This is a genomic window from Brevibacterium iodinum ATCC 49514 (assembly GCF_900169265.1).
Lineage (GTDB): Bacteria > Actinomycetota > Actinomycetes > Actinomycetales > Brevibacteriaceae > Brevibacterium > Brevibacterium iodinum.
Genome location: NZ_FXYX01000001.1, coordinates 123352 through 135114, shown reverse-complemented (window position 1 = coordinate 135114; position 11763 = coordinate 123352). Strand labels below are relative to the sequence as shown.

The following is an 11763-nucleotide window of genomic DNA, read 5'->3' as shown; positions in this document are numbered from 1 at the left end:
CTCGGTGTCTTAGCGCGGGGCTGCCTCAGCGCTTTGACGCGATGACGAGATGCCTCGTCGAATGGGCGACGAAGGGCTGACCCTGGCGCATCCGGGTGTCGAGCTCGCGCAGCTGCGGAAGGTAGTCGGCGACCGCGAAGTCGGGCACCCACCACGGGCACTTGCGCAGGATCCACACGATCGCGCCGACGTCGTAGAACTCCATGCGGCAGCGCGCGGTGCGCAGCGTTTCGACGGTGAGTCCGGCCGCCTCGGCGGCTTCTGATTCTGTCTGCGGATGCCGTGCCCGGCGGTTCTCGGGAAGCGGTCCGAGGAAGAACTCGATGAGTTCGAACGCCGAGGCCGGACCGACGTGCTGTGCGAGGTAAGTGCCGCCGGGGACGAGCACACGGCTGATCTCTGACCACGCAGGACTCACGGGATGCCGCGAAGTGACGAGGTCGAAGCTGCCATTGGCAAACGGCAATCGGCGCGGGTCGGCTTCGACGACATCGACTCCTCGCGGACCGAGCCGGTGACGGGCCACAGCGATATTGGGGCGGTGCGACTCGGTCACCGCCATGCGCGGCGGAAGCACCGGTGCCTCATCGACGACCTCACCGCCGCCGGTGTCGATGTCGAGGGCCGCGGTCGCCGTCGACAGCCGCCTGGCCAGCAGAGACGAGTACCTCCACGGAGGCCGCTCCTCGGTGGCACGTCCATCGAGCCAGTCGAATCCCCAGCCAGTGACATCGGCGGACTGTGCTTCGGTGACGAGCTCGTCGAATGCGCGCATGTGTCCATCCTCGCGCACACGACTCTCACCCGTCGAGCCAAGCGGTCACATCGACGAACAGATCGTGCGGTGCCTCGAGCGGCACGAGGTGGCCTGAGTGCGGGAACCGGGCCACGTGCGGGTTTCCGGGAAGCGCCTCGGCGAGGCGATCGGCCTGGTCGACCGGAATCCACGGATCGTCCTCACCCCACCCGATACGGACCGGGCAGCGCACCTCGCCGAGGCGGTCGACGACGGGCGCCGTGTGCTCGGGGCGCAGCGCGGCGATCTGCCGGTAGAACGCAGCTTGACCGGCGTCGGTGCGCCAGGGTGCGCTGAGTGCGGCGATCCATTCCTCGCTGAGACTCGAACGGTCTTCGACCGATGGCGATTCGTCGGCTGGCATGGCCGCCGCCCCGGAAATGTATTCGCGGACCAAGGCGCGATGGAGTCGAGGTGCGAGGGCGGCGAAGACCTTTTCGTTCTCGGCGACGAGGCGGAAGAACGGCGAACCCCACGGATCGAGAGTGACGATGTCGAGCAGATACAACGACGCGAAATCGCAGCCTTCGAGCAGGTGTGCGCCGAGAGCGACAGCGCCGCCGATGTCATGGGCGATGACGTGGGGATTCGAGACGTCCCAGCAGTCGATGAGCTCGGCCAGTCGATGACGTTGGGTGACGAGATCGACGGCGGGGGCGGCCTCGGCGAGGGGATTGTCCGTCGACTGTGCCGACGTTTCGGAGGGGCCGGGGACGGAATCGCCGGATGTGGCGGGAGTCGAGTCGCCGTAGCCGGGCATGTCCCAGAGGCGGACGCGGTTCGTCTGCGCGAGCTCGCGGGCAAGCGGCAGCCACATCCGCGCTGACCACGGGGTCCCGTGGCAGATGATCACCTCGCCGAGGCGGTCCCTGCCTTGGGGATCCGAGCCTCCGTCATACGCTGGTTCGACGGTCGTGGTGGCGACCTCGGTGCCGTCACTCAAGGTGATGCGGTCGGTGCTGATGCAGATTTCCGGGTTGTTCATGAAGCGACGGTAGAACTTCAGGTCGACCTGAAGTCAAGGTGTCATCATGGAGTCATGAAGATCGGGGATGCGGCCGCGCAATTGGGAACGGCTACGCATGTGCTCAGGCACTGGGAAGATGAAGGCGTCGTCGTGCCTGACCGGACTGCGAGCGGGCACCGTGACTATTCGTCAGAGCACCTGAGCAGGTGCCGGATCGTGCTGTCATGCCAGAGCGTGGGCATGAGCCTCGCCGAGATCCGGGCGGTTCTGCATCGCGGTGAGGCAGGGCGTGCGGAGGTGATCGCTGATCGGCTGTCGGTGATCCGTGCACAGCGGACCTCACTCGACTCAGCGGAGAAGTTCCTCCTCCACGTCCGCAGTTGTCGGCACGATCTCATGACACGGTGTCCGGACTGCTCGGAGTACGCAGGGTGAGGTGGGCCGCGCTGGGATTGCACGTGAGGCGATGGTGCGGGGCCGCCTCGGCGAGGTTGATGTTGCGGTGGGCGGAACTCGGTGCACATTGCGCGAATTCTCGGGTCGGTGATGGTCACAAAATCTCGCGGAACGGGCATGATGGCCTTATGACCACAGATATGGATATTGCGCTCAGCGCCGAGCTCGATCCCATCGTCGACATCGCCGCTGGGCTGGGTCTCGACGCGAAGGACATCATTCCCCACGGATGGACGAAGGCGAAGGTGCCGATCGACGTCCTCGACCAGGCGTCCGAGACCGCTACGGATGGCAAACTCATCCTCGTTACGGCCATGAGCCCGACCCCTGCCGGCGAGGGAAAGACCACGACGAGCATCGGCCTGGCCGACGGACTCAACGAACTCGCGCGGTCGAAGCCCGAGGTCGGCAAGGCCGTGCTCGCGCTGCGGGAGCCGAGCATGGGTCCGGTCTTCGGAATGAAGGGCGGGGCGGCCGGCGGCGGATACGCGCAGGTCGTGCCGATGGAGGACATCAACCTCCACTTCACCGGCGACTTCGCGGCCATCGCGGCGGCGAACAACCTCGCCGCGACCATGCTCGATAACCACATCCACTTCGGCAATGACCTCGACGTCGACCCGCGGCGCATCCACCTCCGCCGCGTCGTCGACCTCAATGATCGGGCGCTGCGGGGAGTCGTCGTCGGGCTCGGCGGACTCAACGGGGGAGTGCCCCGCGAGGATGCCTTCGACATCGTCGTCGCCAGCGAGGTCATGGCTGTGTTCTGCCTGGCCACCTCGTTGGCCGACCTCAAGGACCGGCTGGGACGGATCGTGCTCGCCCACAGCCGATCCCGCGAACCCATCACCGTCGCGGACATCGGGGCCGCAGGCGCGATGACCGCGCTGCTGCGCAACGCTCTGGCGCCGAACCTCGTGCAGTCCTTGGAATATTCGCCGGCATTCATCCACGGTGGACCGTTCGCCAATATCGCCCACGGCTGCAACAGCCTGCTGGCTACCAAAGCCGGCCTGGCGTTGGGGGATTGGGTGGTGACCGAAGCCGGATTCGGTGCCGATCTCGGCGCCGAGAAGTTCCTCGACATCAAATGCCGCACCGCCGGCATCTGGCCCTCTGCAGCGGTTGTCGTCGCGACGCTGCGAGCCCTGAAATACCACGGGGGAGTCGACGTGAAGGACGTGAACTCTCCCGATGTGTCAGCGGTGCTGGAGGGGATGAGCAACCTCGAACTGCACTGCCGGAACCTGCGCGAGATCTACGGACTGACGCCGGTCGTGTGCTTCAACCGGTTCCCCACCGACACCGACGAGGAGATGGCCGCGGCGATCTCGCACCTCGACGGGCTGGGCGTTGCCGCTGTCGAGTCGACGCACTGGGCCGATGGCGGCAAGGGCGCGATCGCCCTGGCCGAGGCAGTCGTCGAAGCTGCGGGCGGGGCACCGGAGGATCCGGCTGCCTCGGCGAAGTATTCGTACGAGTTGGACCTGCCGTTGGAGGAGAAGATCCGGACCATCGCGCAGCGGATCTACCAGGCCAAGGACGTCGATCTGCCGACCAAGGTCAAGCGGAAGCTCAAGCAATTCACCGAGGAGGGCTACGGTGATGCGCCCGTGTGCATCGCGAAGACGCAGTACTCGCTGTCGACGGATGGGAGCCTGCGCGGTGCGCCGACCGACCACATCATCGAGGTCAAGGACGTGCGGCTGTCGGCCGGAGCCGGGTTCATCGTCGTCATCGCCGGCGACATCATGACGATGCCCGGCCTGCCGCGCGAGCCCTCAGCGCTGAAGATCGACGTCACTGAGGACGGCAACATCACCGGCCTCTTCTAAGAGCTAATTACTACCCGACGGCGGCTCAGCAACCTGGCGCCAGGTTGCTCAGCCGCCGTCATGTAGCAATAGGGGTCAGTCGGATTTCGTGACGCGATCGAAGACGGCGTCGAGAGCTGCTGCGAGAGAGTCGCGGTTGGCTTCGTTCATCCACGCGTTATTGAGCATTTCGTTGAGGCCGCCCGGCGTCTCGTGTGCGGCGACGAGGTCGTCGATGGGGTCGGTGGTCTGGGCGAGGGTGGTGCCGAGACCGACGAACTGGCCGCGGATGAAATGATCGGCATCCGCCTGGTCCCAACCGCGATTGACGAGCCATGCAGTGATCGTCTGCAAGAACGCGAAGTGCGCCGACATTGTTGCTGTCACGGCCGAGAGCGTGGAGAACATCGTCTCATCGGCCGCGGTCACCGATCCGCCGAGGTGGCTCAGCATGTTTTCGACCGCGTCGTTGGCCGGGAACACGGCGGTCACTCCCTTGCGCTCGCGGACGGCGGGCAGGGGGATGACGCGCACGATCGTAGGGGATTGCGGAAGATGGGTGTCGAGCGTGTCCGTTGAAACGCCGGCGACGGCGCTGACCAAGGTCTTCTCTGCAGGGATGTCGAGTTCGTCCAGGACTGCGTCAGTCTGCTGCGGCAGAACTGCGAGGACGATGAGGTCGCTGTGGTCGACGACATCCTGATTGCTCTGGCAGGCCGTGGCAGACTCGATGGACTCACTGAGTTTCGCTGCACGGTCGGCATTGCGTGGGGAGAGGAAGATCTGGAGGTCGGCTTTCGCCTCACTGCCAGCAAGCCCTTCGACTATCGCCGAGGCGATCTCTCCGACTCCGATGAAACCAATGCGTGTCATGTGCTCCTCCTCGAGTGGCTTGTTCCTGTTCGCATTCTGTCATCGACTCAATGGTCCGGGTGCGCGGACCTCGAAGGGGAGGCGAGCTGACGCGTGTCCAAACAACCCGACGGCGGCCCAGATACTTCGCGCAAGGGATCTGGGCCGCCGTCGGGTAGCAAATGGAGCGGGTCGGCTTCACTCGAATTCGTTAAGCACCACCTCGGCGACGGCGGCGACCAGGGCCGGCCCGTCCTCCGATTTGGGATCGTCGGTTTCTGTCATCACGGAGATGACGGTGGGCTCGCGATCGTGTGGCGTGACCACAGCGATGTCGTTCTGAATCGCACCTGAGTGCCCCGATTTGTCTCTGACGACCCAGCCTTCGGGCGCGCCAGCGCGAATGAGCGGGTCGCCGGTCTCGTTCGCCGACATCCAGTCGAAGAGAACTTTGCGATCATCGTCCGAGAGTCGCTGCGGGTCGAGGAGGCCTAGCAGGTCGGTGGTGAAAGCGGCCGGGGTGGTGGTGTTGTCCGTGTCACCCTCTTCGACGTCGTTGAGCTCCGGCTCTTCGTCAGTCACCTCGGTCGTCGTGTCACCGGCCCTGTCCAGGGCATCGTCGAGGGCCTTGGACCCGCCCAGCTCATCGAGCACAATGTTCATCGCCAGGTTGTCGCTGACCCGCAGTGCGCTCTCGGCAACGTCTTCCAGCGGCAGTCCGTCGGCGACGTGCTTCTCCGTCACCGGTGTCCACCCGGCTTCGTCGACATCGGCCTGTGTCCAGGTCACGTTCTTCTCAAGCTCTTTCGGCGTCGTGCGATCAAGGAGTTCGGCGACGGCGAACACCTTGAGAGAGGAGGCGAAACCGAAGCGCTCGTCTGCTCGATGATCAACTGATTCGTCGGAACCGGTATCGACCGCGCTGACGCCGACTCTCGCGTCGTAGCGATCTTCAAGGTCTTTGAGTTGGTCTTCGACCTCTTGGTGGGCGGAGGCGTCCTTTGAGCTGGTTGTGGTTTCGGTGTGGGAGTCGGCGCTGGCCGAGGGCTGTGCCTCATTGGCAGCACAGCCGCTGACTGCCAAGGCAACCAACGTTGCCGACGCGAGAAGCTGCAGAGTTCGTACGGCCATCGAATCGTTCCGTTCTCTCCCTGCGGGAGTCGACGTGGGCAGTCTCCGCTGGCGAGGCTCGAACGGCCCCCCCGGTACGTTCTCGAACCTCAGCAACGACCAGTCTCCTCCGTCATCGCGGTCCTACGCGAATCGAGCAACGTTGCACTCCCCAAACAACCCGACGGCGGCCCAGATACCCCGCGCGAGGTATCTGAGCCGCCGTCGGGTAGTAATTGGGATCAGAAGCTGGGGAGGACGGAGCCGTCGGCCCACTTCTTCTCGATGAACTTCTTCACCTCGGGGGAGTGGAGCAGCTCGTCGAGCTTCTTGATGTTCTCGTCATCCTTGTTTTCGGTGCGTACAGCGAGGAAGTTGCCGTACGGGTTGTCGTCGGCCTTCTCCAGCAGGATGCCATCCTTGGCCGGGTTCAGGCCGGCCTCGAGGGCGTTGTTGCCGTTGATGACCGATGCGTCGACGTCTTCGAGGGTGCGAGCCAGCTGTGCGGCGTCGGCCTCGACGAACTTCACGTTCTTCGGGTTCTCCTCGACGTCGGAGAGCTTCGCGTCGATCGCGTCCACGCCGTCCTTGAGGGTGATGAGCTTCGCGTCTTCGAGCATCTTCAGCGCACGACCCTGGTTCGACGGGTCGTTGTTGATGCCGATCTTCGCGTTCTTCGGGATGTCACCCACGTCCTTGATGTCGTTCGAGAACAGCGCGAAGGGTTCGAGGTTGATGGGCTTGAAGCCGGTGATCTCGTATCCCTGGCCTTCGACCTCGGAGTCGAGGTAGGGCTTGTGCTGGAAGTAGTTCGCGTCGATGTCACCGTCGTTGAGCGCCTTGTTCGGCAGCGTGTAGTCCGTGTACTCGGTGACCTCGATGTCGAGGCCGGCATCCTCGGCGAGGTTCTCATCCACGTAGCGCAGGATGTCGCCCTGCGGCACCGGGGTCGCCCCCACGGTGAGCTTCGTGATGTCGCCGTCCTTCTCACCGACGGAGTCGGTGCCGCCGCCGACGAGTCCGCAGCCCGAGAGCAGCAGAGTCGCGCTGGCCGCGATCGCAATGAGTTTCGTCTTCATGATTCTCCTTGATGTGTTCTGTGTGTTGTGAAGAGTGCGGGTGAGGTGAATATCGCCGAGGCGGCTCACCGGTGGTCGACCGTGCGGGCCAGCCGATCGCCGATGAACTGGATGAGCGTGACGATGAGGACGAGGACGATGATGCAGGCGATCATCGTGTCCGCCTGGTAGCGCTGGTAGCCGTAGGAGATCGCCAGCGCACCCAGACCGCCGCCGCCCACGGCACCGGCCATCGCGGTATAGGACACCAACGTCACCGAGGTGACCGTGGCTGCTCCGATGAGACCGGGCATCGCTTCGGGAACGTAGACCTGGCGGACGACCTGCCCATTTGAGGCGCCCATCATCAGTGCGGCTTCGATCTTGCCTTCGGAGACCTCGCGCAGCGAGTTCTCGACCAGGCGGGCGTAGAAGGGGATCGCGCCGATCGTCAGCGACACCACGGTCGCCTGCCAGCCCAGCGCCGAACCGACGACGAATCGGGCGAAGGGGATGAGGGCGATGATAAGGATGATGAAGGGGATCGAGCGCGTGATGTCGACGATGAAGGACAGCACCCGATAGACGACCGGGTTCGAGTTCAGCCCGCCCTTCGAAGCGGTGAACAGCCAGATGCCCAAGGGCAGTCCGAAGAGCACGGCGAGTCCGGTCGACCAGGCCGTCATGAGCAGAGTCTCGATGGTTGCCGGCCACATCTGATCGGTGATCGCCGGGTTGTCGAACCATGTGGGATCGTTCATCAGGCGGCCTCCTCCGCATAGATTCCATCGGCTTTCAGGGCGCTGATCAGCTCTTTCGCCTGCTCGGCCGAGTCGACGGAGAAGCGCAGTCGACCGACCTGGCGGCCCTCGATCGTTTCCACGGCTCCGGCGAGGATCGCCTCGGCGCTCGCACCGGCATTCTGCGCGGCGGTGAGCACGGTGGGCAGATCGGTTCCGGCCAGTGACACCTCGACGAGGCTGCCCGCCCCGTCATCGATGCTGACCGGAGGCAGGGGGACGAGATCCTTGGCCAGGACCGATCCGGGCTCGGCGATGACCTCGGCGAGTTTCCCGGTCTTGGCCACGCGCCCGTCGGCGAGCAGCGTCACGGAGTCGCAGATCTCACGGATGACGGACATCTCGTGGGTGATGATGAGGACGGTGATGCCCAGGCGGTCGCGCAGGGAGCGGATGAGGCCGAGGATCTGATCCGTCGTCGTCGAATCCAGCGCCGAGGTGGGCTCATCGCACAGCAGCACCTTCGGCTCTGCGGCCAGGGCTCGGGCGATGCCGACGCGCTGCTTCTGTCCGCCCGAGAGCTGGGACGGATAGTTGTCGACTCGGTCGCCGAGGCCGACGAATTCGAGGAGTTCACGGGCCTTGTCCAGGCGTTCGGCCTTCGGCACTCCGGCGATCTTGAGCGGGTGGGCGACGTTTTTCAGCGCCGTGCTCGAGTCGAGGAGGTTGACGTGCTGGAAGACCATGCCGATGCTGCGACGGGCTTCGCGCAATCCGGCACCGGACTGGTTCGTGAGGTCGACGCCGTTGATCGACACCGTTCCGGAGGTGGGGGACTCGAGTCCCGTCAGGCAGCGGATGAGCGTGGACTTGCCGGCGCCGGAGCGGCCGACGATGCCGTGGATCTCTCCGGCGGGGACCGAGAGGTCGATCTCCTCCAGGGCGACGGTCTCTCCGAACACCTTCCGCAGTGCGCGCAGTTCGATCACAGGCGCCTCCTCGTGTGGTTGACGAATGCCGCGCACGGTGGTGGACGGCAGAAAAATGGGGATGGGTCGGTCTACGGTCCAGTAGGGCCGACGATTCAGGATGACAAGGAATCGTCTCGGCGCTGTCATGAGATGTCATAAAAGGACGCATAGGCGGCCTATCGTGACGAAGGCCTCACTGCGGAAAGAGGGAAACGCAGCGGTCCGCCTCGGGGAGGCAGAGATGACGAGACGGTGAACGGTGGTCGAAGTCGGGGCAGAATCCAGCAGCATTTTCCTCCGACGTAACCCGATGTCCATGTCCGGGGCGTACCTGTGGTTGATCGACAGGTTCGCTTGCCCGGTGTACCCGGCGCGCGGACGAGCTCCACGGCGGGACCGGTGAATGCACGAAGAATCGAGCAGGATCGCAGCGATCGTTCCCTGCCACAACGAGGAGATCACCGTGGCCAAGGTCGTCGGCGACCTCAAGTCCGCAGTCCCCGGCATCACGGTCTACGTCTACGACAACTGCTCGAGCGATCGCACCTCCCAGCGCGCCGCCGAAGCCGGTGCCATCGTGCGCAAGGAGAACGTCCCCGGCAAGGGCAATGTCGTCCGCCGCGCCTTCGCCGACATCGACGCCGATATCTACGTGATGATCGACGGCGACGACACCTACGAGGCGGCCCACCTGCCCGAGATGATCGACACCCTGATCTCCGGCCCCTACGATCACGTGCTCGGGGTTCGCCAGGACAATCAGGAGACCACGTCCTACCGTCCCGGCCACGAAGCCGGGAACAAGATGTTCAACCGGCTGACCGGGTGGCTCTTCGGTTCGCAGGTGTCCGACATGCTCTCGGGCTACCGCGTCTTCTCCCGCCGTTTCGTCAAGTCGTTCCCCGCGATCAGCCGCCGGTTCGAGATCGAAACCGAACTGACCGTGCACACGATGTCGCTGCGCCTTCCCACCACCGAGGAGGCCGTGGACTTCCGTGACCGACCCGACGGAAGCGAGTAGAAACTCTCGACCTTCAAGGACGGGTTCCGCATCCTCGGGCTCATCTCCGCTCTCGTCCGCCACGAACGACCCCGCCTGTTCTACGGCACGCTCACCGCCGTGCTCGCCGCCCTGTCGCTGGTCTTCGGTCTGCCCGTGGTGTGGGAGTTCTGGCAGACCGGGCTGGTGCCGAGGTTCCCGACTGCGATTCTTGCCACCGCACTCATGGGGCTGGCGTTCCTGCTCGGCAGCGTCGGCCTGACCTTGGACGGTCTCCGCAGGGCTCGTCGCGAAACCTCCCGCCTGGTCTACCTCAGCCTGCCCGCCGTGACCGGACGACCCGTCACGCGGCGGCAGGCTCCGCGACAGACCGGTCCCGCGGACGAAGAGTTCTCGGCTCCGGAGGCAGAGATCTTTGCCGACGCAGCACGGATGAAGCCGAGCCGGCAGGTGCGGGCACGCTTCGCTTCATGAGTCGTTCTGCTATTCGCAGGTGGCTGACGTCCCCTCTGGCATGGGATCTGCTGCTCGGAGTACTCGTCGCGATCTGGTCGGCGCTTTTCCTGCGCCTGTTCTGGCCCGGTCGGGTCAACGTCGATATCGCCAATCAGTACCTGCAGGCAACCGGGAAGATCCCGTACTCCGATTGGCATCCGCCGGTGATGAGCGCGGTGTGGCGAATCCTCATCGACATCACCGGAGACCCGGGCAGTCTGCTCCTGCTGCAGGTCGGTCTGCTGGCCGCGGCCGCGTGGGGGATCGGGGTGCTCGTCCACCGTTCTGGGGCGCCGAGGTGGGTGTCGCTCTTGGGGCCGACCATCATGGTCACGCCTTGGGTCGTCTCCCAGATGACGACGCTGTGGAAGGACACGCAGATGGCCGTGGCCATCCTGCTCGCCGTCGTCCTCATCATGATCACCCGCTTCCTCCCGAAGACATGGCTGCTGAGGCTTCCGGCGCTGGCCCTCCTCGTCTATGCGGTGGGGGTGCGGAAGAACGCGGTGTTCGCGGTCGTGCCGATCGCCGTGTACGGCGGATGGTGCCTGATGCAGCTGTGGCGCAACCGTCGAGGACGTTCCGGAGACTCAGCCGCGACGGTCTCCGAGTCACCTGAGACTTCAGAACCGACAGCAGACGCCGCGAAGGAAGGACGCCCGCTTCTGCTGACGGCGGTTTCGTCGCTGATCGTGCTCGGACTCATCGGCGGAGGCGTCAAAGTCACCGATGCTGTCATCGCCTCGCAGTTGGGAGTGACGAAGACCGGCCAGATCTCACAGATCTTCCTCGACGACGTGATGTTCTCCGTGCCGGACGCCGAACTCAGGAAGTCCGGGGCACCGAAGGAACTCACCGACCACATTAGTTCGGCCCGCGACAAGTGCCTGGAGAAGGGCGAGATCTGGGACTCGTACTGGAACTGCTACGGCAGAGGCACGACTGGGAAGGCCTTCAGTCCCATTGCCTACCAGGATGAGCTGAAGTCGCTGTGGTTGAACGAAGTCGTGACTCATCCGGTCAGCTACATCGAATATCGGACATCGGTCTACTCCTCCTACTTCTTCACCTCGAAGCTCGAATACTGGGAGGCCGACTGGGACGGCGATGCGCAGAGGGCACGTTTGCCTGCAGGGAGCGCAAAGGCTGACTACATCTTCCGACCGTATGTCGAGGACTTCGCGCTGGGAACTTTCCCGATGCTCTTCAAGCCCTGGTTCTGGACCCTCGTCGCCGTTCTGCTGCTCGGTCTCGAGTACCGATCGCGCAGCCGCACCCGTCGCGAACTGAACGCGTCTGCCCACCGGCCGCGGTCCTTCTGGCCCGAGATCACGGTCCTGGCCGCCTCGGCGCTGTGCTACATCTTCGGGTACTTCCCGATCGTGCCGGCGAACCATTTCCGGTACACGTTCTGGCCGGCGCTCGCCGTTACCTTCGCGATCGTCCTCTGGCTCGCTCAGCGCCGCATCCAGCAAGTCCGAATCCTAGGGCCATAGACTGAGTG

At 64.6% G+C, this 11763-nt stretch carries 12 protein-coding genes; 5 read left to right on the top strand and 7 right to left on the bottom strand.

Going from position 1 to position 11763, the window contains the following annotated elements:
• Positions 1–25: 25 nt before the first annotated feature.
• Together BI49514_RS00595 and BI49514_RS00590 are read right to left on the bottom strand one after the other, a co-directional pair.
• A complete protein-coding gene (locus BI49514_RS00595; protein ID WP_101543421.1) occupies positions 26–775 on the bottom strand; it encodes a class I SAM-dependent methyltransferase in 750 nt (249 codons plus the stop codon).
• A gap of 25 nt (positions 776–800) precedes the next feature.
• A complete protein-coding gene (locus BI49514_RS00590) occupies positions 801–1781 on the bottom strand; it encodes an alpha/beta fold hydrolase (protein WP_101543419.1) in 981 nt (326 codons plus the stop codon).
• A gap of 54 nt (positions 1782–1835) precedes the next feature.
• Here BI49514_RS00590 and BI49514_RS17230 point away from each other — a divergent pair, with 54 nt between their 5' ends.
• Together BI49514_RS17230 and BI49514_RS00580 are read left to right on the top strand one after the other, a co-directional pair.
• Positions 1836–2198 (top strand): MerR family transcriptional regulator, encoded by a 363-nt coding sequence (locus BI49514_RS17230; protein ID WP_101543418.1) that lies wholly within the window; start codon positions 1836–1838, stop codon positions 2196–2198.
• A 149-nt stretch (positions 2199–2347) separates the two neighbouring features.
• The gene (locus tag BI49514_RS00580; RefSeq protein ID WP_101543416.1) at positions 2348–4054 is read left to right on the top strand and encodes a formate--tetrahydrofolate ligase; all 1707 of its coding nucleotides are present in this window, start codon (positions 2348–2350) and stop codon (positions 4052–4054) included.
• Between the two features lie 75 nt (positions 4055–4129).
• Here BI49514_RS00580 and BI49514_RS00575 read toward each other — a convergent pair whose 3' ends face one another.
• From BI49514_RS00575 to BI49514_RS00555, 5 genes are all read right to left on the bottom strand, one after another.
• Positions 4130–4906, bottom strand: a complete 777-nt coding sequence (locus tag BI49514_RS00575) for an NAD(P)-binding domain-containing protein (RefSeq protein WP_101543415.1) — start codon at positions 4904–4906, stop codon at positions 4130–4132.
• A 177-nt stretch (positions 4907–5083) separates the two neighbouring features.
• Positions 5084–6016, bottom strand: coding sequence for a class A beta-lactamase (gene bla / locus BI49514_RS00570; RefSeq protein ID WP_101543413.1), 933 nt, complete (start codon positions 6014–6016; stop codon positions 5084–5086).
• Positions 6017–6237: 221 nt separating this feature from the next.
• The gene (locus BI49514_RS00565) at positions 6238–7074 is read right to left on the bottom strand and encodes a MetQ/NlpA family ABC transporter substrate-binding protein (protein ID WP_101543412.1); all 837 of its coding nucleotides are present in this window, start codon (positions 7072–7074) and stop codon (positions 6238–6240) included.
• A gap of 65 nt (positions 7075–7139) precedes the next feature.
• A complete protein-coding gene (locus BI49514_RS00560) occupies positions 7140–7814 on the bottom strand; it encodes a methionine ABC transporter permease (protein WP_101543410.1) in 675 nt (224 codons plus the stop codon).
• Positions 7814–8782: a methionine ABC transporter ATP-binding protein gene (locus tag BI49514_RS00555; RefSeq protein ID WP_101543408.1), complete on the bottom strand. Its 969-nt coding sequence runs from the start codon at positions 8780–8782 to the stop codon at positions 7814–7816. Before BI49514_RS00555 ends, BI49514_RS00560 begins: the two co-directional genes overlap by 1 nt.
• Before the next feature lie 385 nt (positions 8783–9167).
• Here BI49514_RS00555 and BI49514_RS16730 point away from each other — a divergent pair, with 385 nt between their 5' ends.
• From BI49514_RS16730 to BI49514_RS00545, 3 genes are all read left to right on the top strand, one after another.
• The gene (locus BI49514_RS16730) at positions 9168–9785 is read left to right on the top strand and encodes a glycosyltransferase (RefSeq protein ID WP_244195185.1); all 618 of its coding nucleotides are present in this window, start codon (positions 9168–9170) and stop codon (positions 9783–9785) included.
• A 99-nt stretch (positions 9786–9884) separates the two neighbouring features.
• Positions 9885–10238: a hypothetical protein gene (locus BI49514_RS16725; RefSeq protein WP_244195184.1), complete on the top strand. Its 354-nt coding sequence runs from the start codon at positions 9885–9887 to the stop codon at positions 10236–10238.
• The gene (locus tag BI49514_RS00545; protein ID WP_101543406.1) at positions 10235–11755 is read left to right on the top strand and encodes a hypothetical protein; all 1521 of its coding nucleotides are present in this window, start codon (positions 10235–10237) and stop codon (positions 11753–11755) included. Before BI49514_RS16725 ends, BI49514_RS00545 begins: the two co-directional genes overlap by 4 nt.
• Positions 11756–11763 lie beyond the last annotated feature (8 nt).

What these genes read in the sequence shown, in the direction of transcription:
- BI49514_RS00595 (WP_101543421.1), bottom strand. Translation starts at nt 775, where the DNA reads ATGCGCGCATTCGACGAGCTCGTCACCGAAGCACAGTCCGCCGATGTC.
- BI49514_RS00590 (WP_101543419.1), bottom strand. Translation starts at nt 1,781, where the DNA reads ATGAACAACCCGGAAATCTGCATCAGCACCGACCGCATCACCTTGAGT.
- BI49514_RS17230 (WP_101543418.1), top strand. Translation starts at nt 1,836, where the DNA reads ATGAAGATCGGGGATGCGGCCGCGCAATTGGGAACGGCTACGCATGTG.
- BI49514_RS00580 (WP_101543416.1), top strand. Translation starts at nt 2,348, where the DNA reads ATGACCACAGATATGGATATTGCGCTCAGCGCCGAGCTCGATCCCATC.
- BI49514_RS00575 (WP_101543415.1), bottom strand. Translation starts at nt 4,906, where the DNA reads ATGACACGCATTGGTTTCATCGGAGTCGGAGAGATCGCCTCGGCGATA.
- bla (WP_101543413.1), bottom strand. Translation starts at nt 6,016, where the DNA reads ATGGCCGTACGAACTCTGCAGCTTCTCGCGTCGGCAACGTTGGTTGCC.
- BI49514_RS00565 (WP_101543412.1), bottom strand. Translation starts at nt 7,074, where the DNA reads ATGAAGACGAAACTCATTGCGATCGCGGCCAGCGCGACTCTGCTGCTC.
- BI49514_RS00560 (WP_101543410.1), bottom strand. Translation starts at nt 7,814, where the DNA reads ATGAACGATCCCACATGGTTCGACAACCCGGCGATCACCGATCAGATG.
- BI49514_RS16730 (WP_244195185.1), top strand. Translation starts at nt 9,168, where the DNA reads ATGCACGAAGAATCGAGCAGGATCGCAGCGATCGTTCCCTGCCACAAC.
- BI49514_RS00545 (WP_101543406.1), top strand. Translation starts at nt 10,235, where the DNA reads ATGAGTCGTTCTGCTATTCGCAGGTGGCTGACGTCCCCTCTGGCATGG.